This is a genomic window from Prevotella histicola (genome assembly GCF_055385135.1).
The window spans coordinates 191,495-218,020 of record NZ_AP043793.1 but is presented as its reverse complement, the minus strand read 5'-3'; the positions used below and the strand labels follow the sequence as shown (position 1 = coordinate 218,020).

The following is a 26,526-nucleotide window of genomic DNA, read 5'->3' as shown; positions in this document are numbered from 1 at the left end:
AAAGTGATGTGAATGAAAGTTAAACTCTTGTGTTTTCACCTTATTATATATACCTTTGTAAAACTCTTGAAGATTTAAAGCTTAAAAATAATTTGATCAGGGGTAATCAGATAATAGTATGACAAATAAACCAATATTCGTAGCAGGGCCATGCGTCATTGAAAGCCCAGAACTTCTGAACACTGTAGCAGAAGAATTAGTAAGACTGAATGAGAAATACGATATAGACATTATTTTCAAAGCCAGCTTTGATAAGGCAAACCGTACAAGTATCCACTCTTTTCGCGGTCCTGGACTTTACAAAGGCTTATCAATGCTACTGAATATTAAACAAAGGTTTGGCTTACGCATATTGACAGACATCCATGAAAGTAATCAAGCAGGACCTGTAGGAGAAGTGGTGGATGTAATACAGATACCTGCTTTTCTGTGCCGGCAAACCGACTTACTGGTTGCTGCTGCTAAGACAGGAAAAGTGGTCAATATAAAAAAAGCTCAATTCCTTAGTGGAAGAGATATGCGATATCCTGTACAAAAATGTCTTGAAAGTGGGGCGAATGAAGTTTGGTTGACAGAACGTGGGAACAGCTTCGGCTATAACAACCTTGTTGTTGACTTCAGAAATATCCCTGATATGAAAGAAATTGTTCCAAACGTGATCATGGATTGTACACATAGTGTACAACGTCCAAGTGCAGGAGAAGGGAAGACTGTAGGCGATCGTAAATTCGTACCATCAATGGCATTAGCAGCAAAAGCATTCGGTGCGACTGGCTACTTCTTTGAAATCCATCCGAATCCTGATGCTGGTCTATCAGATGCAGCCAACATGTTAGAGCTTAACAAACTGGACGAACTAATAGGGAAATTGTTATGATTGGGGCAGAACAAAGACTAAAGAAAGTCAAAGAATACGCTATACAATGTATTAAAGAAGAGACTGATGCTACTCTAAACCTTATCAACCAGCTAGATGAGAACTTTGATAAGGCTGTCGAATTGATGTACCATTGCACCGGAAAGGTGATAGTTACGGGTGTTGGCAAAAGCGGGAATATTGGCGCTAAGATAGCTGCTACCCTATCATCTACAGGGACACCAGCTTTCTTTGTTAATCCACTTGATGTTTATCATGGAGATTTAGGAGTCATGACAAAGGAAGATGTCGTTCTTGCACTCTCCAATTCGGGTCAAACTGATGAGCTTTTAAGATTTATCCCTATGGTTTTGCACATGAATATCCCAATTATTGGCATGAGTGCTAACCCAGATTCATTGTTAGCAAAATATTCTACAGCGCACTTAAAGGTTTGGGTTGAGAAAGAAGCATGCCCGCTCAATCTTGCCCCAACAAGTTCAACCACGGCAGCACTTGTTATGGGGGATGCCCTGGCTGTTGCTCTCATGCGTGTAAGAGACTTCAAACCACAAGACTTTGCACAGTTTCATCCTGGAGGAGAATTGGGGAAACGATTACTAACTACCGCACAGGATGTGATGAGGTCTGACGAATTACCTATCATACCAAAGGATATGCATCTAGGCGAGGCTATTATCCACGTTAGCAAAGGAAAATTAGGCTTAGGAGTCTCACTTGATAATGGGAAAATAATAGGGCTCATTACCGATGGGGACATACGTAGAGCAATGGAGCGGTGGCAAGCAAAATTCTTTGACCACACAGTCAGCGACATCATGACTAAGGAGCCTAAAATCGTCTTACCCACAACGAAGATTACAGAAATACAGCAGATCATGCACCACAATAAGATACATACTGTATTAGTATGTGACAAGGAAAAACATTTATTGGGTGTTGTTGACCATTATAGCTGCATGTTATAACCGTTAATTTAAGACTTTTATCGTGGCATTAATACTTTGCTAATATTAGCTTCTTATATTTAAAAGGCTACTATTTCCCCTCAACGGAAGATGAAAAAGGTAATAGAAAATAAACAAATTAAAAACGCCATCACAATTGTGATGGCGTTATACTGTGTCTTATCACCGATTAAAACTTTTGCAGAAAACAATAGGAAGATAGGATATTTAATAGGACCAGCTGATACTATAATATATAGAGCAGATTCGCTAATCGTTAAACAATTGAGAAAGAAGGGAGTAAGGTTCTCACATAACAACTCTGTTACGCTTCTTACAACAGGTCAGGAGAAATTTGATGATTTATTCAAAGCTATTGATCAGGCCAAATCAAGTATCCACCTTGAATATTTTAATTTTCGCAATGATTCTATCAATAACGAGCTGATACACCATTTAGCAGCAAAAGCAAAGGAGGGTGTAGAAGTAAGGGCTGTTTTTGATGGTTTTGGCAATGCCAGCAATAACCGTCCTATGAAGAAACATAAAATAGAGGCTATACGTAAGCAAGGCATAGAGATATATGAATTCAAACCAATGGAATTTCCATGGCTGCAAGACATCTTTAACCGAGACCACCGCAAGATAGTTATCATCGATGGAAAGATTGCATACACCGGAGGGATGAATGTTGCAGACTATTATATTAAAGGGACTGAGATTGTAGGTTCCTGGCATGATATGCACTGTAGAATAGAAGGTGATGAAGTTAATACTTTGCAGAAGATCTTCTTACGTATGTGGTTTTTAGTTTCTGGACAAAAGGTTCATGGGGCAAAATATTATCGAGGAATCACTAATGCAGATTACATAAATGATCTAAAGAAAGACACTTGTCGAAGTGCTGGAAACAAAATGGTCGGTATTATTAACCGTGAACCACATGTAACAAAAGACATTATCAGATATTTTTATGTCAATGCTATCAACGATGCAAAAGATAGCATTAAGCTCATAAATCCTTACTTCACACTATCTCATTCACTGAAGAAAGCTTTTAGAAATGCTATAAAGAGAGGAGTAAAAGTAGAGATCCTGTTAAGTGTCAAGAGCGACATCCCGTTAACACCAGATTGTGGATTTTTTAATGCACATCAACTAATGAAAGCTGGCTGCCAAATCTGGCTATACAAGCCAGGCTTTCATCATACAAAGATCATAATGGTTGATGGGCAATTCTGTACAGTTGGATCAGCAAATTTAAATGCAAGAAGCCTCAGATGGGACCGCGAAGAAAATGCAGTAATAATAGATGCTTGTACAACACACGAACTTAATCAAATTTTTGAGCAGCAGAAAAAAGATAGTTTCTTGCTTACAGAGGAGAAATGGAAACAATGGCGAACACCATGGCAACGATTCCGAGGCTGGTTTGCACACCTTCTATCACCTTTTTTGTAATAGGGGAAAGGATTTTAACTAAATCTTATTTATATCTATATAACCGTGCATAACGGCATAAATAGTCAGGGCTGAAACACTTTTCATCCCTAATTTCTCCATAATATTCTTACGATGTGTTATAACTGTCGTAAGACTAATACTCAATTTTTCTGCGATTTCTTTATTTATCAGTCCCTGCACGATCAGAGACAATACCTCTATCTCACGGTTACTAAGTATTTTATTCTTTAGGACCTGGGGCATTTCTGGTAAATTTTTGCCACCAGAATGCCCATACTGTTCAATCTTAAGAATAGCTTTTACCAGCTCTTCTTCGGGGACATTAATACAAAAACTATGGAAACCGGACAGTTGAGAATTGGGATCTTTGGTTATCGTAAGAACGATGGTCTTATGGATTTGCTGAGAAAAGAATTGTCTATTCTCTAAAACAACAACCTGCGCTACAAAATAATGATAAAAAGTGTCAGGCCCAGCATCACTAAATTCTTGGAATGTAGAGAAAGTCTCTACAACCATAATAGGCATCACATTCTGCAATATCTGCTTTAGACCTAAGACAGCAAGCGTATTAGGATCGACTATAGCCATTTTAGGACGGCCTCTCTTCTTCATTTCAATATCTTCCATATTCGTAGACAAAGGTATAAATTATTATCAAGAAAGGCAAGCGAATTGATGCACTAAATTATATTAACCATCTTTATTATTACAGTTTTACGCTACTAATATCTACTAAATTATTAACAATAGCATAGATAGTAAGTCCTGCAGGAGAATGTATCTGTAACTTACGAGCTATATTGCGACGATGAGTTATAACAGTGTTCGTAGAAATACATAAATGATTAGCAATCTCCTTATTTGTCATACCTTGTGCAACAGATACAATAACATCCTTCTCACGATCACTAAGAACTTCATTTGACTCTGGATTCTGAGTAATCATATTGGATATCTTGACACTTACATCATTCTGTTTACTCTTCTGTTCCAATCGGCGAATAACGGGTATGAAGATCTCGTCCTCAACTTGCGCATGCTGAGCAAGCCACTCTTCACAATTATAAATATCATATAAAGTAGCAGTAAGACGATTATTATGATGTGAATCCGAAGGTAAATATTTAATAATAATACTTTTCAATTCTCTAAGTTTCACATCAGTCTGCCCGTGATGCTTAGAATATGTTTCTACATCATACGTATCATTAGTCTCACCCTTTAATAATAAATCTACATACGGGAATACATTTTTCTCTTCATATTGCATATGATTACGAATAGAATGAGAATATTCATCATAAAGACGAAGTATCAAGCGTGCTAGATTGTCATTCTCATCCAAAGCTGCAGTAAGTTCTCTTCGAATAAAAGGGAGTGCATAATCAAGATAATAAGAATGACTAGCCCTAAGATACTGCATAAGTGTTGAAATAGATAAACGGTCAACTTCATCAAACCCCTTGTACCCATTTATAGTAAAATTGACAACTGCCAAAAATGTGTAAGTATCTACATTCTGCTCGTCGCAGACCTCCCGTACAGTCTTATCACCAAAGCCTAAACTGATTCCAAAACATCCCAAACTTTGCAATAAACCGTAATTATCTCTGATAAGATAAATCATCTTATCATCTGGTTCATACATCTTTTGATTCTTCATCTTGTCCTTCTGTAATGATATTGTATGCAAAATAACAAAAAAAAAATCAACGATGCAATAACAATAATTAGGTATTTAAAGAAATTATCATCATTTATTAGTAAAGGACATAAAAGATAACTAGTAAATATTGACAACTTCAGTTCTATAAGATTAAATAGTAGGTATGAAGTATATATGAAAGAAAAATAAATGGGCAAAAGTTATTTTCTTACTATAGTTATTTAACAAAGACTTCTCAGAGTATACCTACTTATGATGATGTTTTATGGTACCAAAAGTCCAAAATGCATATCATAACATTGTCAAAATTCAACAAAAGTAGGTATTGTTAGATTATACAATTCACTCTACCTTTGCATGCGGAAAATAATTAAATATTTAATATAAGATTCTCAATGAATAATTTTACACTTGGAATTATTTTTGCAACAGCCTCTCTATCAGTTAACACAACTACAGCCATGGCACAAGTTAGTGCTGCGGACTCTGTGATGAACCATGCTAAAGGAAACAAACTTAGTGTCGGTGGCTATGGCGAAGCAGCTTATTCTCGTAATTTTTATAGCGATAATGGCAATCGCTATACTACACCAAGTCTCTATAAGAAAGACCCAAGCCATGGAAGATTTGATATTCCCCATGCTGTTATTTACCTTGGTTATGACTTTGGAAAGGGTTGGACAATGGGAACAGAAATAGAATTCGAACATGGAGGCTCTGGATCTGCTATAGAATATGAAGCTGATGAAGCTATTGAATTTGAGCATGAGACAGAAAAAGGTGGTGAAGTTGAACTTGAACAATTTTGGCTTCAAAAATCATTCAGTAAGGCTTTTAACATAAAGGCTGGTCATATTGTAGTACCATTTGGCCTCACTAATGCACATCACGAACCTCTGAACTTCTTTACAGTATATAGACCTGAAGGTGAAAATACTATTTTACCTTGTACCTGGCATCAAACAGGAATCTCTTTTTGGGGACGTACTGGCGACTTCCGCTATGAAGCACAAATGATTGCGGGTTTAGATGCATATCACTTCAGTCGTGCGAACTGGATTCAGGGCGGAACTTCAAGCCCTTTTGAATTTGAGGTAGCAAATAAATACGGTTTCTTGGCCCGTGTAGACAACTATACTATCCCAGGTTTGCGCATTGGTGTCAGCACTTACGCAGGACAGGCAATGCATAACAATGTCCCACATGACAGTGAGAAGGGAGAGAAGAAAAAGATTAAGGGTAATGTATATCTTGGTAGTTTAGACTTCACTTACAATAAATATAACTGGATTGCAAGAGGAAACATCGACTATGGTTATGTGAGCAATGCAAAAGAGATTGCTCAGCTTTCATATCCTAATGTTCAATACGTAAAACCATACGAATCAGGTAATGGTAAATACTTTGGAAGTCATGCTATGGCAATGATGCTAGAGGTTGGCTATGATATTTTTTCCCAGATTCACAAGTTACGTGAAGACAATCAGAGGCTTTATGTCTTTGGACATATCGAGCACTATGATTCTTACATCCACGCTACAACCAAACAGTGGACCAACAGAACCATTCTCGCAACAGGTATCAACTACTATCCTATCCCGCAAATTGCTATCAAGGCAGAATACAATTATCGTAATCTGAAGAAGGGGTACAATGATGAGCCCTCAATCAATATAGGTATTGCATACGAAGGTTTCTTCCTATAAAAAAGGAGTATAAAGATTGAAAGATTGTATAACTATCATTAAATAAAATCATAATGAAAAAAGTAACAAAACTAGCAATGTTTCTTCTTGCAGGAACATTAGCTACAGGTTTCACATCGTGCAGTAGTGATGATGATGAAGTTATTAACACAACGATTCTTACACCAGAACAGCAGGCAGAACTAAACAAGGCTGCAAGCGAAAGTAGCGCAAATGCTAACAAGACTGAGATGGGCAAGGTTGTTGCCAATTACCTTGAGGCTGTTGTTAAACCGACATACTTAGATTTAGCACAGAAGTCTGACGAGCTTTATAAAGCTTGCCAAAATCTTTATCAGAAGCGTAAGGCTGGTACTTTGACTCAGAGTGATATTGATGCAGCTTGTGAGGCTTTCAAGGCGGCACGTAAAGATTGGGAACAAAGTGAATCCTTCCTTTATGGTGCAGCTTCAGACAATGAGATTGACCCACATATCGATTCATGGCCACTCGACCATGACCAGTTGACAAGAGCATTGAACGATGCTTCCGTTATAGCAGGTATCAATGGCGAGAATCCAACTAAATATGTTTATGACAACAATGGTAACTTCGACTCTGTATTAGGTTTCCATGGTTTAGAGTTCGTTCTCTTCCGCAATGGCAAAAACCGTACAGTTGCAGACTTCAATGCAGAAAAAGAAACTGAGGCAGGTCTTACAAGTGTAAGTACTGTAAATGAAGCAGCATTCGCAGCAGCTGTCGCAGGTGACCTTCGTAACATGACTTATCTCTTGGAATATGGCTGGTTAGGCACAAGTATCCCTGCAACTCATCAAGCTCAACTTGCTAATGCAATCTGGGTAATCAATGGAACACGTCACCAAGGTCTATCACCAAAGTTGATTCCTTATCGTGACTATTCACAGTTTGCGACAAAAGAAAATGGCATGTTTGCTTCATGGCATGAGACTCTGAACAACATCTTTATTGGCGGATGCTCTGGTATCTGCGAAGAAGTTGCTTCACAAAAACTTGGTCAGGCTTATCGTAAGGCTACAGGTACTGGCACGACAGACGATGCAGCTAACTACATCGAGTCACCATACAGTAAGCGTTCATTCCAAGACTATCAGGACAACATTTATTCTATCAAGAATTCACTCTATGGCGTACGTGGTACAGAGAACATATCTACTCCTACTCAGTACTCTATAATGAACTTCTTGAAGAATAACAATTATCCTAAGTACAATGAGTTGAACAACGCTCTTAACGAGGCAATCGCAGCCTTGGAGACAGCTAAGAAGAGTGGTATTGCTTTCATCGATGATCCAGGTAATGCACAGGTTAAGAATTGTATTGAAAAGGTTGATGCCTTAAATGAGGCACTTAACACAGCTGGCACATGGATTAATCAGCAGACAGACAAATAATTCTTATTTGCAAATCTGAAAATCAAAAAATAATTAAAAACGTAGTTTTGTCTTCTTCAGGCAAGGCTACGTTTCAAACGTAAATTTAACTATAAAACATTATGAGACACAACAGCTATAGCAAATACTTACTTGCTGGAGCACTCTTATGTGCATTTGCTGCATGTTCTGACGACAATGTTTCGCCAGACAATCCACAGCAACCATCAGAACCTGAGACAAAGTACATTGGTCAGGCAGTAGGTAATTTCTCTGCAGACGAATGGTACCCAGGCGGTAAACTCGGGACAACGGAGAATACTGCTGCCGGTGGCTATGAGGATAATACACCTGCTATCGACGAACAAGGACTAACCGATCTCTTCAACCAAGGTGATATGATGGCAAGTGCCAAGTACACCCTCAGCACCGAACCATACAAAGGTTGGGGACCTGTTGCTTCACGCCGTTCATGTGAGTACTGCCACTCTGGTGGTTATGCTCACGGGCATAGTCGCAATGACATGGAGCCAGTAAAGGGTAATGGTTACATTGTTTCTGTCTATACCCCAGACGCTCCAGGCAGCAACAATGGAACTCCTATTGATCAGCTTACAACCTTTACAATGTTACAAGCTGTCGAACCATTCTTGCCCCCTGTTGATCCAAAACAGATACACATTACCTGGCATGATGTAACTTCTATGCCAAGTGGGCTACCAATGCAGTTCCCTGATGGTGAGAAGTATAATCTACGTTATCCATCTGTATCTATTCCGCAGTCAGCATTCAACACAGATCCAGTACCAAGTAACTATGAAGTACGCTTGATAGCATCATGTAACTTCCAGGGTCTTGGTTTGATAGACGCTATCTCTAACGAAGACCTGGAGAAGCAATACAAAGCAGAAGGGCAGCACGTAGAGTTAAACCCAGAGTTCTTCGATAATACAACAAAGCAGTTGAAGCCTGAGGCTTGGTCAGAAGATGCTTTTGGCAATAAGTTCGTAAAGCGTTTCAACTATGACCTACTCGATGGTTGTCTTGAGAACGACGTTGCTCTTTGGGACGAGTTGAATATTCTTCGTTCAGATATCAAGCACATTTGTTCTACAGAGCCATGGGCTAAAGCAATGTCAGAGAACGAGAACGTAATTAGTTACATCCAACAGCATGGTAGTGATCCTAACTCTTACGTACATCCATATTACAACGATGGAACACGTGAAGGTATCAAGAAGGCTGTTCGTTACTTGCTTTCACCAAGCAATAACGTAAACCTCTATAACAATCCTTACTTCAACTTCAAGCCAGAAATGAGCGATGATGCATATCACGCATTCATGGTTTGGCACAGAGGTATTGCTGTTCCGCGTGCAAGAAATTTAAATGCCAAGGACGTACAGCGTGGTAAGGAACTCTTCACAGGAGAGTTAGGTTGTGCACACTGTCACAAAGCATCTTGGACAACGGGTGCTGACAACCATGGTTCTTCTGTAATCCTTGGCAACAAGCAGCTACCTAAGTATGCTAATCAGAAGATTTATCCATACTCTGACTTCATCCAGCACAAGCTCGACATGAAGAATGATATCCATGGATCTTGGTGTCGTACTACTCCTCTGTGGGGTAGAGGTCTTTCACTGATTAACTCTGGTGTAGAAGACCGCCTACACGATGCTCGTGCTCGTAATGAGATTGAAGCTATCATGTGGCATGCATATAGCAAGAACAGCCAGGCTTATAATGCAGCTGTTAAGTTCTATAACTTGCCTAAGAAAGATAGAGACGCTGTCGTTAAGTTCATACGTTCTATCTAATAAACAGCAATTATCAAAACATTTATAAGAAGATGGAATTCGTGAGAGGATTCCGTCTTCTTTTATCTTACAATAATGCGAATAAAAAGATTACTTGAGATTGTGTATATTCTCATTGTTGCCATAATGGCGATTGGAACTATTGTTGGCAAATACACAAGTTTAGATTACGTATCGGATAACATCTTCGGCTCTTGGTGGTTCTGTTTATTATGGGCAATAGGAATTGCTCTAGGAATCATTTATTTTATTAAGCAGAAAATCCACCGACCCATTATTGTCTTATTACACTTGTCATTCGTCATCATTCTCCTTGGTGCGTTACTCACTCATCTAACAGCACACAAAGGAATGATACATCTAAGACAAGGGAAGCCTGTAAGTACATATATAACAAAAGATGATAATAAGGTACAATTACCATTCTCGGTTGTTCTAAATAGATTCAATATTACATATCACGCAGGCAATATGGCTGCCATGGATTATGCTTCTGTGATTACTATAATAGAAGGTGAAAGGAAAGAAGAATTTCAGGTATCTATGAACAAGATATATTCAGGCTATGGCACACGTCTTTATCAAAGTAGTTTCGATGAAGATATGAAAGGCTCATACCTTTCCGTCAATTCTGATCCCTATGGTATACCCGTCACATACACAGGCTATGCCCTACTCTTCTTTGGATTAATTGCCATGCTTATTGAGCCAAAAGGAAACTTTCGTCGACTGCTTCGTAGCAACAGCAGGAAATCCATTGTATTATTATTACTACTTCTGACATGTACATCACCTATCATCGCGCAGCCTTCATTAACCCGCGAAACAGCCAATGAGTTTGGAAAAATATTCGTTGTCTACAATGGTAGAATCTGTCCAATGCAGACTTACGCCATAGACTTCACAAAGAAACTCTACGGCAAAAAGAAATATAAAGACTTCACTCCCTGTCAAGTACTCACGGGTTTCATGTTCTGGGGTAAAGAATGGATGAAAGAACCAATCCTTAGAATAAAAGGCAATGAACTACGTGATAAGTTAGGTTTAAGTGAATATACATCCCCTATGAGCCTATTTGGACAACAAGGCTATATCCTTGGACCATATCTTCAAGATGCGCAGAATCAACCAAACGATGCCGTGTCCAAACAACTGCTTGACATAGATGACAAGATGATGCTTCTCATGGATCTCATGCAAGGAAAAACACTCAAGATGTTTCCTTACACATCACTCCAAGGTACGACTGAATGGTTTGCACCCACTGATCGTATGCCCAAAGCTATGCCCAAGGCACAACAGCAGTATATTCGTACAATTCTCTCATTAGCAAGACAACTGGCCAACCAAGGGAATACAGGCATGCTAAATGAACTTACACAGAAGTTACAAAAATATCAATATGCATACGGAGGTAATACAATACCTACACCAACAGAGATAAGAGCTGAGAATATATATAACTCTTACTCCTTCACAACTTTTCTCTTCATCGGAAATCTAATCTTAGGACTACTGTCCATCTTATTCCTTAACAAAAAGAAAGCTTATAGAATATTTACCTATCTCATGGGCTTATCATGGCTCATTCTCACTTTTACCTTAGCCTTAAGATGGATTATAAACGGAACAATCCCAATTGCAAATGGCTATGAAACAATGCTTCTACTCTCATGGCTCATTATGATTGTATCAATCCTCACAACCTATAAGATGCAACTGATGACTACCTTCGGTCTACTCATGAGTGGATTCATGCTACTCGTAAGCCATCTTGGCGAGATGGACCCAAGTATTACACCACGTATGCCTGTATTGAACAGTCCGCTACTAAGTATACATGTCAGTATTATCATGATATCTTATGCCTTATTCTCTCTAACATTTATCTGTGCAATTGCATATTTCCTCACATATAGGAGCAAAAAGGCAAACATCATTCAAACAAATAAGCAACTGACCACCCTCTCACAAATATTTCTCTATCCTGCTATAACCACTCTCGGATTAGGAATTTTTATAGGAGCAATATGGGCAAACATCAGTTGGGGTACTTATTGGGGATGGGATCCAAAGGAAACATGGGCACTTATAACGTTAATGGTATACGCTATAGTGCTCCATAAACAAAGCTTACCAACTTTCCGTAAACCGCTTAATTATCATCTATATATGATTATAGCATTCCTCTCAATATTGATGACCTATTTCGGTGTAAATTATGTTCTTGGAGGAATGCACTCCTATGCATAAAGAATAAAAATAGATTAATACTTCAACTAAGGATAAGCAGAGAAAACGAAATGTATATGTGTTGCATTTCACTTTCCCTGCTTTTCTTTTACTTTTCTACGGACTTTGTATTATCTTTGTGCGTATCTAATCGTATTATCTAAGTGTGATAATTAATTATCTAAGCGTGATAATACTTTATCTAAGTCTGATAATACTTTATCACGCTTAGATAATATAAAAAGATACGTATTCCGTGAATACAAAATACGCAGGGAAATATAACAAGAACCGTATAAACTTAAAACATAAACCGTATATGAGTGTAAAGTATAAGCTTCTAAAGTATCATGGACACTTCTCTACTCGTTCAGATTTCAGAGCAGTTACCATTGAAAATCAAGTCGTAGGAATTGAGCGCATGGGTAAGAATATCCAAAGTGCATCGTCACTTACACAGTCTGATGTCATAGCTGCTGTAGCAGCATTGAAGGAAGAAATATCCTTTCAACTGATGTCGGATAATGCCGTACATCTACCAGGAATAGGTTATTTCACGCTTTCTGTGAAGGGTAAACTATACCAAGATCCGCGTTCTGGCCATTATCGATTGCGAGATCCTGAGGCACGGACTGTTAAGTTTCGCCCTGATACTGAGATGATGGAGGCACTCCTTCATACCGAGTTCGAGAATGTTACTTATCGGCAGGGCGTTTCCTCTATCCCAACCTATAAGGAGATTGATGAGGCTATCGAAAACTTAGGAACGGATAGACCTTTCTTCTCTGTGGACGACTTGCGTCTCAGCCTTAATCTTTCGCAGGCAAATGCTTATCGCATTGCGGCACGATTGATGGAAGAAGGAAAGATAAAGAATATAGGGAAAGGGAGAAACAAGTTGTATGTGTTGGAGATAGGTGCACAACAAAATAAATAGAAATAAAAATACGCCCCACAAAATGAGGCGTATTTCTTATATAAAGTTCTTTAAGAGATTAGAGACCTACTTCGCATAGGCCACAGAACGGATCTCGCGAATTACAGTGATCTTAACCTGACCAGGATAAGTCATCTCATTCTGAATCTTCTCTGCTATCTCTGAGCTTAGTTTTTCACTCTCTACATCGTCCATCTTATCAGCACCAACAATTACACGTAACTCACGTCCAGCCTGAATTGCATATGTTTTTGTTACACCTGGATAACTCATTGCAATAGCTTCCAAATCATTCAAGCGCTTAATGTAAGCTTCAACAATCTCACGACGGGCACCTGGACGAGCACCAGAGATAGCATCACAAACCTGAACAATTGGTGCAAGAAGAGTTGTCATCTCCACCTCATCATGGTGTGCAGCAATAGCATTGCAAATATCGGGCTTCTCCTTATACTTCTCAGCAATCTTACCACCGTAGATTGCGTGTGGCAGATCAGTCTCCTCATCTGGAACTTTACCAATATCATGCAATAGGCCAGCACGCTTTGCCTTCTTGGGGTTCAAACCTAATTCACTTGCCATAACAGCACAAAGGTTCGCTGTTTCACGAGCATGTTGAAGAAGATTCTGCCCATAAGAAGAACGATATTTCATCTTACCAACAATACGAATCAACTCTGGGTGTAAACCGTGAATACCAAGATCGATTGCCGTACGCTTGCCAGTCTCAATTATCTCATTATCAAGCTGCTTTTTGACTTTTGCAACAACTTCTTCAATACGTGCAGGGTGAATACGTCCATCTGCAACTAGCTGATGAAGTGCCAAGCGGCAAACCTCACGACGAACTGGGTCGAAAGCTGAAATTACAATTGCTTCTGGCGTATCATCAACAACGATTTCTACACCTGTAGCAGCTTCCAAAGCACGAATATTACGACCTTCACGACCAATGATGCGACCCTTTACCTCATCGCTATCAATATGGAAAACACTTACAGAATTTTCTATAGCTGTTTCTGTTGCTACTCGTTGTATAGTCTGTATAACTATCTTCTTTGCTTGTTGATTCGCATTAAGTTTGGCTTCATCAACAATCTCATTGATATAAGAAGCTGCATCCAACTTCGCTTGATCTTTCAAGCTCTCTATTAAACGTTCTTTCGCTTCCTCGGAGCTAAGCCCTGAAAGTTCCTCAAGCTTAATACGCTCCTTCTCCTGCATCTTTTCAAGATCTTGTTGTTTAACCTGTAACAACTTCTTTTCATTGTCAACACGCTGTTGCTGCTGATCAACATCCTGTTTACGACGATTGACCTCTTCTTGTCTTTGATTCAAAGCACCCTCACGCTGCTTCAGTCTGTTTTCTCCTTGCTGTATCTTGAGCGTGCGTTGTTGGACCTCCTTTTCCAGTTCGCTCTTCTTATTTAGGAACTTTTCCTTTACTTCAAGAAGCTTTTTTTCTTTCAATACTTCTGCAGCTTTTTCTGCCTTTTCCATTGTATCTTTATATTTTCCTGTCAAGATATAGCGGAAAAGAGCAAAGCCACCAGCACATCCTGCAGCCAAACAGACTGCAGCAATTATAACTGTTACAATTGGACTCATTTATTTTATCTTATGATTTTAGTTAATATTCTCGTTACTTCTTTAATGCATCTTCAATCTCAGAAGTGAGTTTGCCGAGAATATCATTGAAAGGAGCAGTATCATTACGCATACCCTCTTTCTTATATCGTAATGCAATATCTAACATTGCCATATATGCGATATCCTTATCACTCTTTTTCCCCTTAAAAAGAGTAGCATAAGTATTAACAGTATCTGTAATGAGTTTTGCTGCCGAACGATAAAACTCTTCGTCTTCTCTTGGAACGTTTACAGAGAGTTCTGCATCATAAACATGCAATCTAATATGTAGTTTATCGTCTGCCATTATATTCTAGATTATTTCTCACTTAAAAGAGTGATGCACTTATTGACATCACGAATGAGTTTTGTAACGCGTTTCTTAGCTACTTCCATATCACCATCCGTGACCTCAAGCATCTTTGCCATTTTCAACGTACGGTAGTTTTCCTGCTCCTGCCGCAACTGCGACTGAAGATCTTTTATTTCTTCTTCATGCTGAGCTACTAGTGCGTAGAGATCACTATTCTCTTTCTTCAACTCTTCATACTGAAGAATCATCTGCCGTACACGAGTCGCAAACGTATTCAGAGTTTTCTCATTCGCATTCATAACTAACCTTATTGTTTTGGCTACAAAGTTACATTAAAGTTTTTATTTAAGCAAATATATACTTGAATTATTTTGATTGTGTCTCTTCCGCCCCTTTGGGCTCTTTTTTAGCCAGCATAACGATCTGATAGACAAAGTCTGTAACCCATTTACGACTAAATCTAAGTCGTTGGTCATACTGACGGATGGACATAACAGCTTTTATAACTCCAGGATCCGTAAAGTCATTTTTATCAAAGATATCATTTACTGTTTTCTCTGTCATTGTATAGATGACTTTCTTAAAAATACCGGGAACACGTAGTTTAAATTTCATAAGATTACCAACCAACATCATCAAATCCTGTGTAAATCCCTGAAATTGGTACAAATAAGGTTGCACATCCTGCATCTTTTTACAGTTCTTCTTTATACTTGCATCTATTTCATCAAAGAAACTATCGTCTACTTTATAAATATTTTTCATCGTTTTCCTAACACTAACTTTCTCGCCAAGTCCTAACTTGTTATTAAGCGTAGGAACACGGAACGTCTGTTTATAAGTCCGCAGGTCCGGCAACATCGCTAAATTATTGATACCCAACCTAGATGCAAGTACAGACTGAAAATAGACTCGAACTAACATCATATAGTCTTCCATTCCTCCAGACTTTACTTGTTCTTTTTCCCCTCGGTTGAAAATCGATGATATTATTCCCATATTTGTTTATATAATTAATTTTATTACACAATCGAAATTACTATATTTTGATTGCAAAGTTAATTAAAAAAACAAGAAAAACACGTATTCACGATATGTTTTTCATTTTCATTCTTTTTAATTTAAATTAAAATTCTTATCTTTGCAGACAGTATATTAGCATTGTTAAATGAGAACAAACGGAATAGCAATGATTTCATAAAATGGATTATTGTCCTCAACGATTTCATTAGCTTGAATATAAATATAAATGGGTCTTTTAAAGCTTATTTCTGCCAAAATGCTCTTATCGTATTAGGTTACAGGAGAATATTAATAACTGACCACACATAAGTAAATTAAGAAGTATCTTTAAAGATCCGAATTCATAAAAAGAGAACCAAGTATGATATGGTACATGAGAATTGAACTCTTCTAATTTGACATAAAGAACATCTTTATGACAACATGAAGCATCATCTGTACAGTTAAGCATACTTATTCAAAGTTGAAACTACTAATTTATAAAACAAATATTAAGATTGATCATTATGAAAGGTATAGTTCTTGCAGGGGGTTCGGGCACACGCCTTTATCCAATAACTAAGGGTATAAGTAAACAACTAATACCGATCTTTGATAAACCGATGATATATTATCCAGTATCAGTATTAATGCTGGCAGGTATACGAGAGATTCTAATAATCTCAACCCCTCATGACCTCCCTGGCTTCAAAAGACTTCTTGGGGATGGTAGCAGTTTTGGCGTACACTTTGAATATGCGGAACAACCTTCTCCAGATGGACTAGCGCAAGCATTCATAATTGGAGAAAACTTCATAGGGAAAGATTCTGTTTGTCTTGTATTAGGTGATAATATATTCTATGGTGCAGGATTCAGTGGGCTCTTGAGAGACAGTGTACACATGGCAGAGAATGAGAACAAAGCAACGGTCTTTGGATATTATGTTAATGATCCCCAACGATATGGAGTGGCAGAGTTTGATAAAAACGGGAAATGCTTGAGCATCGAAGAGAAACCTGCAAATCCAAAAAGCAATTACGCTGTAGTAGGGTTATATTTCTATCCTAACAGTGTTGTTGAAATTGCCAAGAACATAAAGCCATCCCCTCGTGGAGAACTGGAGATAACAACAGTAAACCAAGAATACCTCAGAAAAGAGCAGCTCATGGTTCAAACCTTACAACGTGGCTTTGCTTGGCTAGACACTGGAACTCATGATAGTTTATCTGAGGCAAGCACTTTCATAGAATGCATAGAAAAAAGACAAGGATTAAAGATTGCATGCCTTGAAGAGATTGCTTTCAAAAAAGGATGGATTTCAAAAGAAAGATTGGTAAAAGAAGCACAACCCATGGCTAAAAATAACTATGGTAAATATCTACTCCAATTAGTCGGTGACAGATAAATTTATATTCTTGACCACTAAATTAAGAAACAAATAATAACAGATATGGAAGAAAAAACAAAATTAGACCAGGAAAAAGAGCAGCACATCCAGGATGGATTATCATCTTTTGATTTTAGTGCACTCTATAGGACAATTATATTGAATTGGTACTGGTTCATTTTATCATTAGTAATCTTTGGTGGCATTGGAGCTATTTATCTACGATATGCAACTCCAATGTATCAAGCAACAGCTAAACTACTCATTAAAGATGAGCCGACAAATAATAGCAGAAGCCAATCTCCACTGAATATCTCAAACCTTGGTACTATATCTAATTCCACAGGTATAGACAATGAAATGGAGATATTAACTTCACATTCAATTGCGGAAGATGCAATTCGAGATCTAAAACTATACGTCAACTATGCAGTTCAAGGAAGAGTAAAGGACATCATGATGTACCGTAATCAGCCTCTTAACGTAGATATTGATCCTACCCATCTGACAAAATTAAACATGCCAATGGACCTAATCATTACAAAAGAGGGTAATACTTACAATGTCAATGGTACATATTACGTATCTAAGGATGAATTCTCCAATGAAGGTCCATTCTCTTTAAACAGGAAGTTTACTTCTTTACCTATATCGATCCCAACGAGAGCTGGTATTATTACTATTAGCTCAAACAATGGAAGGATATTACATGATGGACAGGTACTTAAAGTAAACATACTATCACCTAAGATGGCATCTAACAAGTATGTTAGTGAACTACAAGTTGCACAATTATCAAAAGCAACATCAATAGCCCAACTACAATTGAACGATGAGATTCCAGAACGCGCACTTGATTATTTAAAGCAACTTTCTATCGTTTATAATCGTCAAGCTAATGAGGATAAAAACATAGTAGCCCTCCGTACAGAGAAGTTTATAAATAGCCGTCTAGAGAAGATCAATGCAGAGCTTGGTAAGACAGAAGGAGAATTACAAAACTACAAGCAACGCAATGGAATGGTTGAGCTAAAAATGAATGCAGGTAATTCTGTTGCAAACCAAAATTCTGCAGAACTAAAACTTGCAGACACAGAAACACAGATTGAACTTTTCAATACCATTGCAAAAGAAGTTGAGAGTTCTTCACGTAACCTTTCACAAGTAATTCCTTCAAATGTTGGATTAGACGACCAAAGTTCTACTACATTAATTAATCGCTACAATGAATTAGTACTCGAGCGTAATCGCTTACTTCGAAGTGCTTCGGAAAGCTCTCCTGTCGTAGAGCCTCTTACAGCACAGATCCGTGAGCTGAATGTAAACATAAGACGTGCAATAGCGGCAGCACGTCAGAATTTACAGATACAACGTGATGCTGTTCTAGCGCAAGTAAATAAGTTTGACGAACAAGTAGCAGAAACCCCACAACAAGAGCGTATACTAACACAAATTGGAAGACAGCAAGAGGTTAAATCAGGATTGTACCTGATGTTGCTCCAGAAACGTGAGGAAAATAGTATCTCTTTGGCAGCCACAGCAGATAAAGGTAGGCTAATTGATGCACCACAACTTATTGGAAAAATTAGTCCGAAGTCAAGCTACATCATGTTAATAGCTCTTCTTATCGGCTTGGCAATTCCTGTTGGTGTTATCCTCATCCTACAATTCTTCCGTTATAAGATTGAAGGTCACGACGATGTAGCACGACTGACAAAACTTCCGATTATTGCAGATGTTGCTATTGCTAGCAATTCAGCCAAAGGAAAAGCTGACATTGTTGTACACGAGAATCAAAACAACCAAATGGAGGAAATTTTCCGTTCTCTTCGCACCAATCTGCAATTTATGTTGCATGAAGGACAAAAGGTCGTTTTGTTTACCTCCTCTACATCAGGCGAAGGTAAAACATTCACAGCTGCTAATCTATCAGTAAGTTTCGGCCTTTTAGGGAAAAAAATTATTCTTGTTGGTCTTGATATCCGCCGTCCACGTCTTGCAGAACTATTCGGAATCAACGACCACAAACATGGTATCACAAACTTACTTGTAAAAGAAGATCCCACAGCAGAAGAATTACAAGAACAAATACTCCCTTCAGGTGTCAATAAGAATCTTGATCTTCTCATGGCTGGCCCAATTCCACCGAATCCAGCAGAATTAATTGCACGTAAATCATTAGAGACTATTGTCAATCTTTTAAAAGATAAGTATGATTACATCATGATTGATACAGCCCCTGTTGGTTTGGTCACTGATACATTACAGATAGCACGTATTGCGGATGCTTCTGTATACATGTGCCGTGCAGATTATACTCCTAAATCAAGCTTTAACTTGATTAATGACTTAGCAAAAGAAGACAAATTACCTAACATGGCAGTCGTACTGAATGGCATTGATATGTCTAAGAAGAAATATAGCTATTATTATGGCTATGGTCGCTATGGGAAGTACGGAAGATATGGAAAAGCAGGCTATGGAGCAGGCTATGGACAATATAGTACATATGGTAACTACAGTAAGAGCCATTATGGAAACAAGGATGATCATTCTATAAAGAGATAATTCTTAATTTTTTTATAAATAGGAAATGACAATTGCAATAGATTTCGACGGGACCATCGTCGAGCACAAATATCCTAAAATCGGTAGCGAAATTCCTTTCGCTACCGATACTCTTAAGATGCTAATAAAAGATGGACATCGCCTCATCTTGTGGAGTGTTAGAGAAGGCGAACTACTCCAAGAGGCTGTTGAGTGGTGTCATACAAAAGGCGTAGACTTTTGGGCTGTAAACAAAGACTATCCAGAAGAAGAAAGAAACAAGAACAATCATTTTTCACGTAAGCTCAAAGTGGATATGTTTATAGATGATCGCAATCTTGGAGGACTACCCGATTGGGGAACAATCTATCAAATGATAACGAACCATGAGACATGGGAGACTCTAAACTATCGACATCTATCCTTAGAGGAGCATAAGGCACCTAAAAAGAAACACTGGTGGAGTTTTTAATGGACTGAATATTAAGGAGAGTGCTCAAACACTCTCTTTTTTTATTCACGAATAACCAGCTTATGGTAGCAAGAACATAAACTCTCTATTTTTCAAATAACCTTTGGTCTACCTACATCTTTCTGACTATAGTTCGTTTTCACATTCAGAACGCATCATAAGGTACTACCATAACAGCTCTATAGGTAACAAACTGAAGCACACTGTAATGGGCATAACATATAGTTTAAGAAAAGAAAAATATAGTATTTTCTATCACAGAATATACCAAGCAAACAAATATAATCATACCCCGCAAATAGGTCCTCTCGTACCCAGCTGCTGGGTACGAGAGGACTTGTTCGCTGGGTAGAACTCTACTCTATCGTTGGGTAGAATAGGGATTGCAGGCTGAGAGTTCCTCCACCTAACTGTTGGATATAAAAAAAGAAAAGAGAAATATATTCCCTTTCTCTTATTACCTACCTTCCCAAAGATAGAGAGAAGTGAAACGGATATACCTCTCTTGGGACATCAATTAAAATTAAATGCAGAAAGACCTATCATTACCTATATGAATATTATAGCTATAATATTCCACATGTCTCTAATGCCGTAACTGATAACGTAAGTACGCTTTATAAAACATATGCCACCAACGAGAGATTGGACGACCTAAAATCGTTTCAGAAGGGAAGTCCAAAGCAAAGTGAAAATTTCTATACATCTCTATAAAATACTGAGTATAAACAGACTTACCCGCGAAAGAATAACGCTCATCATAAAACCCAAAGTTACCACTTTGAAGGATTTCCGAAACAAGGAGCTTACCTATTCGAACATTAGGTGGCATAAGTAAGGAATTCTCCGACAATCCAAGAACCTCTTTCATTATATACATAACACCTGCGGCAAACTTATACATACCAGTCTCTTTTAGTACACATACCGTTTCTTTTCTTTCTTCCTCCGTAAAATTACGACATAATAAGTAATAATAATCTATCATTTGCCGCAGCCCTATCCCTTCAAAGAAGAAGTGATGCATAATATGAGACATCTGAAACACACGATTAAATGAGTCTGTCAATGTATAAATCTTTCCAAGATTATCCGGCAAGACTGAGAACCTTTTAAATTGATCAGCCTTACATTGATTGAAAAAACGACGCAACTTATATTCATGCCAGATATTACCCATAAAAGATGGAAAGAAATGAATCTCTACAGGAGTCTTCAAATAAGATAACTCTATATGATGATATCCAATTTCTCCATGCACATCAAGTTCCCGAGAAATACGAATAATATCTAAGGTTTTTGCGTCTGTCCACAAGTCAATATCTCCAGAAGTACGCATATAAGGATCTGGATACATCAGTGCATTCGTCTGTCCTTTCAAAACACAACCTTTAACACCATACTTATTATATAATAGTTCCGTTAAAGTTGAAGCATCCTTATAATTCTGTTTATTTGCCTTCTCAATACGAGAGTATCCACTATACCATTTAAGTATTTGAAGCCGATCAGGACGAAAGTTAGATTTAGAAAGTTTCATAAGACCACGATAGAGTACTCCAAGGATAGCTTGCCTATTACCAAAGTCATAGAGAGCATCCCAATCCATACTGTCTAAGCTAACTGGCTCAACAGCATCATCATGTATACAAAACCTTAGAAATTCAAAAAATATCGAAGATTCCTTGCTATTATATTTCATTATAGAGAAACTACCTAGTAGGCCTTACACCTTTATTTCTTATCAAGAACAGAATATTTACTATTATTGCTTACATACTCAGGAACTATTTCTTTCATCTTTTCTACAATGGCCATATCATCATACGTGTGGCTTAAGGCTATAAGTGAGTCTATCTGCTTACTAACCTCGCTATAGTCATATTCACGAACCTTAGCTATACGGATCTTTTCATGAAAACTTGGAAGAGTATTCTCTGTAGTACTCAACACCTCTTCATATAGCTTCTCACCAGCACGTAAACCAGTGTATTTAATTTCAATATCTTTAGCCCCTGATAGTTTAATCATTCGTTTTGCTAAATCAGCAATCTTGACAGGTTTACCCATATCAAAAACAAAAATTTCCCCTCCACTTCCATGTGTACCAGCTTCAAGAACAAGCTTACAAGCTTCAGGAATAAGCATAAAGAATCTAATTATATTAGGATCTGTAACGGTGACAGGTCCCCCATTCTTAATTTGCTTTTCAAATAAAGGAATAACAGACCCATTGGAACCTAAAACATTACCAAAACGAGTTGTTACAAACTGTGTAACTGGTTTATCTCCCGCATGTTCATTAATCATTTTATTTAGGCTCTGGCAATATATCTCACAAATTCGTTTAGAGCACCCCATTACATTTGTAGGGTTAACTGCCTTGTCTGTGGATACCATCACAAACTTCTTAACACCATACTTCACACTTAGGTCAGCAATAACTTTTGTGCCTAGGATATTGTTCTGTATACTCTCAGAAGGATTATTTTCCATCATTGGAACATGCTTATATGCAGCAGCATGGAACACATAATCAGGTCTATAAGTGTGAAATATCTTATCCATACGTTCCTCGTTGGAGATATTCGCAACTATAGTATGTGCTTTTATATTAGGCCACTCAAAATGCATCATTAACCGAATATTATGCTGTGGCGTCTCTGCTTGATCTATAAGAATCAGTTCTGTAGGATTATAAACAGCAATCTGTCGAACCATCTCTGAACCGATACTACCAGCAGACCCTGTTATCATAATTTTCTTTCCTCGCAATAAATTTCCAATAGAATCCATATCTACATGGATTTGGTCACGAGGAAGAAGATCTTCAATACTAATCTCTTTTAATTGAACTTTTGTATAATCATCATTCTGATTCCACTCTTTTTCTCCCGAGCTCATAAAAATCCGAACTCCCAGATTCAATAATGTATCTTGAAGCTTCAAATCATTACGAAATTTATCATTCTGAAGAGGAGAAACTAATACTGCTTGAATTTTAAGGACCTTTATGTACTTTGCTAGGTCCTCATCTGCCATATAAACTTTCTCGCCCATAAGAATGCGTCCTCCTAAAGTAGGATCATGTGCTATAAAACCTTTAAGTTGGAAATTACTCTTTTGTTCGCTCCGAATTGTTTTTGCTAAACCGACACCACCATCTTTCACACCGTAAATAAGTGTCCTCAACCCTTTATCCGTATTAAAGACAACTTCATAAAGTGATTTCACTAGAATACGAAAGAGCATCATTCCTATAGTAGCAACAAGATACATTGCGGCTATCTGACGTCCCTCAAGTCGAACAAATTCTAGATTCCAATGATAAATGACATAATGCATTACCTCTGCTATACTAAGAGACAACACCATTGCCAAAGCTACCCGTTGTAAATCGACGAAAGAAGAATAACGAATAATACCAGAATAGGTACGGAATAGCCTAAAACCGATAAGATTAAAGACCATATACATAAATATAGTCTTTGTCAGTAGCACCATGTTTTCCCAAGCAATGGCACCATGATAATACATCCAAAAAACAAAGATACCTGAAAGATAGCAGATGAAACTATCAACAACGAGAATAACCCAATAAGGTAGAGCGTTGATAGAAAGGTACCAATTAAGTAGCTTCTGTATTATTTTCATACCAGTTTCTATAGTGTTAAGGTATGTACAGCCTTTTTACTGTAGCTGTAACATCTTTTTCTTCTTTAATTTATTTATGTTGCAAAAATAAGTAAAATAAATCAAATGTCATAGTATTACGACATTATATTTCTAATGCCAACAGAAAAAAGTTTGTTAAACCTACCTAATATCCATTTGGATATGATACAGTCCCGCATATAAATTAGGATCAAAGGTAAAGGTCAAAACCACATCTCGTCCCATATTTTTATTCAATCCAGCACTAGGTTCCAAGATAAAATTACCATTTTGCTCCTTATAGTCACCCCCTCCAAGTACTTTATAGCCATTAGAGACAGCCTCTTTCGCAAAAAGTAACATTTCATTTTCTGACCATGTAAACAGATTAATACGCTGAACCGTAAAACGATTATTGTCAAGATTACCCCAAAAGCCTATCTGACGAGGATTACTTCCCGTCACTTTATCAAGACCACTATGTACATCATAATCCATACTATGATGATAAATTAACTCTTTCTGAGAGCCATAACCATTTATCATCTGAAAAACCTCCAAATGATAATGAGCACTCAGAGTATCAAAGAAATGCATTTCCTGAGTAGAGTGATCTGAATTCGATAGCAGGTCATATAGATATGAAAAAGAAAATATGCCTTTAGGCAATTTAGTAGAAGCAACATCCTCCACAACAAGTTTCTTTGATTCTTTCTTTAGAGAAAAATGCTCTGAATGGATTTTGGGAGAATTTAGTTCACCATTACTCTTGACATGAGCATTATTTACGCTACTTGAATGCGTATACTCAGTATCTTTTGAAATCTGTTCTATACGCTCTTTTTCCCCACCAAACTGTTCACAGAAAGCATCTTTCTTTGTATTAGAATCAATGTAATAATCTCTCCCCCCCTTTAATTCTTTAACTTTCAAACCATTCTTCCAAATAGTGGTATATTCAAGTTGGCCATTTTCATTAAATGTATAACAAGCTCCATCCAAAACCCCATGCCTATAAAACAACTTCATACCAACTTTACCATTAGGAAAGAATGAAACTGCGCGACCATTAGCCTTACCTCGGTCGTATAGCATGACACTCTCTACCCTTCCAGATTTATAAAAAGTTCTGCATACTCCTGTTAGTATTGTTTGATTAGCATTTGCTTTATTTAATGTTAAGTAATACTTTTCCGCACGTAATTCACCACTTATATAATAGTCATGAAATAACCTTTGTCCTTTCCTATCAACTGAAAGGACACGATAATAGGTTGCTTTCTGGGGACTATTAACTCTCAATCCTTGCTCATTATATAATATTGCCCCACGTGGAATTCCCTGACTAACTGGCTGAGCAATAACAAAAAGAGTAGCCTTCAATAAAAGGAATAAAAGGAATAAACGTTTCATATATAATCTCTAATTCTGCTACAAAATTACATCAACTTACATAAAAAAAAGAATTTTCAATCATTTTTCAACAAAATAGATATACTATTTAAAAACAAAATAGTATCTTTGTCTCATTAATAAACTACGACCCATAAATCAATTAACTATGCCAGAAGAAGAAAAGACAATTAAAGACTTTGAACAGTTAACAGGACTCCTTAAAAAGAAGGAAATCTGTAAACGCACTGTTGTTGTATGGCCAGAGGAAGATCACACACAAGAGGCAATACTACAAGCTACACATGAAGGTTTTATAAGTCCTATATTAGTTTGTTCTGAGAGGACTAAAAAAATATTTGCAGATAGAGAAGCCCTGCAAGCTGTCACTGCAGAGAACCCTGAAGAGGCCTCCCGAATAGCAGTAAAAATAATCCGCGAGCAAAAAGCAGACATCATAATGAAAGGATTTGTCAACACAGATGTTCTACTACGCGCCATACTTGACAAAGAACATGGTATATTACCAAGGGGAGCTGTCCTGACACATATTACGGTGACGAAGATTCCAGAATATCCGAAGCTACTTTTTTTTACTGATGCAGCTGTCATACCGTACCCGACCGAAGAACAACGTAAAGCACAAATAAAGTACGTCATTGATTTTTGTCACGCGTTTAATATTGATTGCCCTAAGATATCTCTTATCCACTGTTCAGAGAAGGTTGACGTCAAACATTTCCCTTATACAGACTCTTATAATAAGATAAAAAAAGAGACAGAGTCTGGTTTATTTGGTAAATGTGTTGTTGACGGGCCATTGGATCTCAAAACTTCTTGTTCCACAGAGGCAATGAAAATTAAGAATATATGCTCCCCTATCAATGGAGAGGCAGATGCTCTTATCTTCCCAGACATAGAAGCTGGTAACCTTTTCTATAAGACAATCACATTATTCAGCCATGCAGAAACAGCAGCTGTTCTCCAAGGTACGTTAGCACCAGTTGTACTTTCAAGTCGTGGAGACACCATTAAATCTAAGTTTTATAGTCTTGCATTAGCAAGTTTAATTTCCAAATAAAA

21 protein-coding genes are annotated in these 26,526 nt (G+C 37.6%); 12 read left to right on the top strand and 9 right to left on the bottom strand.

Annotated elements, in window-relative coordinates:
• Nucleotides 1-118 precede the first annotated feature (118 nt).
• The 3 genes from kdsA to cls all read left to right on the top strand — a co-directional run bounded on the left by kdsA (nt 119) and on the right by cls (nt 3,285).
• Complete coding sequence (gene kdsA, locus ACZ48L_RS00935) at nt 119-877, top strand: 3-deoxy-8-phosphooctulonate synthase (protein WP_025790600.1); 759 nt, start codon at nt 119-121, stop codon at nt 875-877.
• Entirely contained in the window at nt 874-1,845 is a 972-nt protein-coding gene (locus ACZ48L_RS00930) for a KpsF/GutQ family sugar-phosphate isomerase (protein ID WP_025790602.1), read from the top strand. Before kdsA ends, ACZ48L_RS00930 begins: the two co-directional genes overlap by 4 nt.
• A 90-nt stretch (nt 1,846-1,935) precedes the next feature.
• Nucleotides 1,936-3,285, top strand: a complete 1,350-nt coding sequence (gene cls / locus ACZ48L_RS00925) for a cardiolipin synthase (protein WP_279181249.1) — start codon at nt 1,936-1,938, stop codon at nt 3,283-3,285.
• A gap of 18 nt (nt 3,286-3,303) precedes the next feature.
• On the opposite strand, the gene ACZ48L_RS00920 is transcribed toward cls, so the two are convergent.
• Nucleotides 3,304-3,918 carry a response regulator transcription factor gene (locus ACZ48L_RS00920; protein ID WP_025790604.1) on the bottom strand — a complete coding sequence of 205 codons (615 nt, stop codon included), beginning with the start codon at nt 3,916-3,918 and terminating at the stop codon, nt 3,304-3,306.
• A gap of 79 nt (nt 3,919-3,997) precedes the next feature.
• Nucleotides 3,998-4,954, bottom strand: coding sequence for a LuxR C-terminal-related transcriptional regulator (locus ACZ48L_RS00915; protein WP_025790606.1), 957 nt, complete (start codon nt 4,952-4,954; stop codon nt 3,998-4,000).
• A 398-nt stretch (nt 4,955-5,352) separates the two neighbouring features.
• Between ACZ48L_RS00915 and ACZ48L_RS00910 the strand changes: the two genes are divergently transcribed.
• From ACZ48L_RS00910 to ACZ48L_RS00890, 5 genes are all read left to right on the top strand, one after another.
• Complete coding sequence (locus ACZ48L_RS00910; protein ID WP_008822345.1) at nt 5,353-6,663, top strand: hypothetical protein; 1,311 nt, start codon at nt 5,353-5,355, stop codon at nt 6,661-6,663.
• A gap of 53 nt (nt 6,664-6,716) precedes the next feature.
• Nucleotides 6,717-8,078 (top strand): imelysin family protein, encoded by a 1,362-nt coding sequence (locus ACZ48L_RS00905; protein WP_025790608.1) that lies wholly within the window; start codon nt 6,717-6,719, stop codon nt 8,076-8,078.
• 101 nt (nt 8,079-8,179) lie between these two features.
• Nucleotides 8,180-9,877 (top strand): di-heme oxidoredictase family protein, encoded by a 1,698-nt coding sequence (locus ACZ48L_RS00900; RefSeq protein WP_025790609.1) that lies wholly within the window; start codon nt 8,180-8,182, stop codon nt 9,875-9,877.
• A 75-nt stretch (nt 9,878-9,952) separates the two neighbouring features.
• Nucleotides 9,953-12,130: a cytochrome c biogenesis protein CcsA gene (locus ACZ48L_RS00895; protein ID WP_025790610.1), complete on the top strand. Its 2,178-nt coding sequence runs from the start codon at nt 9,953-9,955 to the stop codon at nt 12,128-12,130.
• A 298-nt stretch (nt 12,131-12,428) separates the two neighbouring features.
• Entirely contained in the window at nt 12,429-13,046 is a 618-nt protein-coding gene (locus tag ACZ48L_RS00890) for an HU family DNA-binding protein (protein ID WP_025790612.1), read from the top strand.
• A 66-nt stretch (nt 13,047-13,112) separates the two neighbouring features.
• Here ACZ48L_RS00890 and rny read toward each other — a convergent pair whose 3' ends face one another.
• The 4 genes from rny to ACZ48L_RS00870 form a co-directional block, all read right to left on the bottom strand.
• Nucleotides 13,113-14,654: a ribonuclease Y gene (gene rny, locus ACZ48L_RS00885; protein WP_025790614.1), complete on the bottom strand. Its 1,542-nt coding sequence runs from the start codon at nt 14,652-14,654 to the stop codon at nt 13,113-13,115.
• 34 nt (nt 14,655-14,688) lie between these two features.
• Entirely contained in the window at nt 14,689-14,982 is a 294-nt protein-coding gene (locus ACZ48L_RS00880) for a cell division protein ZapA (protein WP_008822339.1), read from the bottom strand.
• Nucleotides 14,983-14,993: 11 nt separating this feature from the next.
• The gene (locus ACZ48L_RS00875) at nt 14,994-15,287 is read right to left on the bottom strand and encodes a hypothetical protein (RefSeq protein WP_008822338.1); all 294 of its coding nucleotides are present in this window, start codon (nt 15,285-15,287) and stop codon (nt 14,994-14,996) included.
• A 67-nt stretch (nt 15,288-15,354) separates the two neighbouring features.
• Nucleotides 15,355-15,987, bottom strand: a complete 633-nt coding sequence (locus ACZ48L_RS00870; protein ID WP_025790618.1) for a hypothetical protein — start codon at nt 15,985-15,987, stop codon at nt 15,355-15,357.
• A 530-nt stretch (nt 15,988-16,517) separates the two neighbouring features.
• On the opposite strand from ACZ48L_RS00870, the gene rfbA reads away from it, so the two are divergent.
• Genes rfbA through ACZ48L_RS00855 form a run of 3 tightly spaced genes read left to right on the top strand, consistent with a single transcriptional unit; the run spans nt 16,518 to nt 20,397 of the window.
• Entirely contained in the window at nt 16,518-17,396 is an 879-nt protein-coding gene (rfbA, locus tag ACZ48L_RS00865) for a glucose-1-phosphate thymidylyltransferase RfbA (RefSeq protein WP_008822336.1), read from the top strand.
• 45 nt (nt 17,397-17,441) lie between these two features.
• The gene (locus ACZ48L_RS00860) at nt 17,442-19,946 is read left to right on the top strand and encodes a GumC family protein (RefSeq protein ID WP_025790620.1); all 2,505 of its coding nucleotides are present in this window, start codon (nt 17,442-17,444) and stop codon (nt 19,944-19,946) included.
• Nucleotides 19,947-19,971: 25 nt separating this feature from the next.
• On the top strand, nt 19,972-20,397 hold the full coding sequence (locus ACZ48L_RS00855; RefSeq protein ID WP_219450564.1) for a BT0820 family HAD-type phosphatase: 426 nt from the start codon (nt 19,972-19,974) through the stop codon (nt 20,395-20,397).
• A gap of 586 nt (nt 20,398-20,983) precedes the next feature.
• Here the strand turns inward: ACZ48L_RS00855 and ACZ48L_RS00850 are convergent.
• The 3 genes from ACZ48L_RS00850 to ACZ48L_RS00840 form a co-directional block, all read right to left on the bottom strand.
• The gene (locus ACZ48L_RS00850) at nt 20,984-22,099 is read right to left on the bottom strand and encodes a nucleotidyltransferase family protein (protein WP_025790621.1); all 1,116 of its coding nucleotides are present in this window, start codon (nt 22,097-22,099) and stop codon (nt 20,984-20,986) included.
• A gap of 32 nt (nt 22,100-22,131) precedes the next feature.
• A complete protein-coding gene (locus tag ACZ48L_RS00845; RefSeq protein WP_025790622.1) occupies nt 22,132-24,051 on the bottom strand; it encodes a polysaccharide biosynthesis protein in 1,920 nt (639 codons plus the stop codon).
• Nucleotides 24,052-24,213: 162 nt separating this feature from the next.
• Nucleotides 24,214-25,464, bottom strand: coding sequence for a toxin-antitoxin system YwqK family antitoxin (locus ACZ48L_RS00840; protein ID WP_008822331.1), 1,251 nt, complete (start codon nt 25,462-25,464; stop codon nt 24,214-24,216).
• Nucleotides 25,465-25,612: 148 nt separating this feature from the next.
• Here ACZ48L_RS00840 and ACZ48L_RS00835 point away from each other — a divergent pair, with 148 nt between their 5' ends.
• Nucleotides 25,613-26,524 (top strand): phosphate acyltransferase, encoded by a 912-nt coding sequence (locus ACZ48L_RS00835; RefSeq protein WP_008822330.1) that lies wholly within the window; start codon nt 25,613-25,615, stop codon nt 26,522-26,524.
• Nucleotides 26,525-26,526 lie beyond the last annotated feature (2 nt).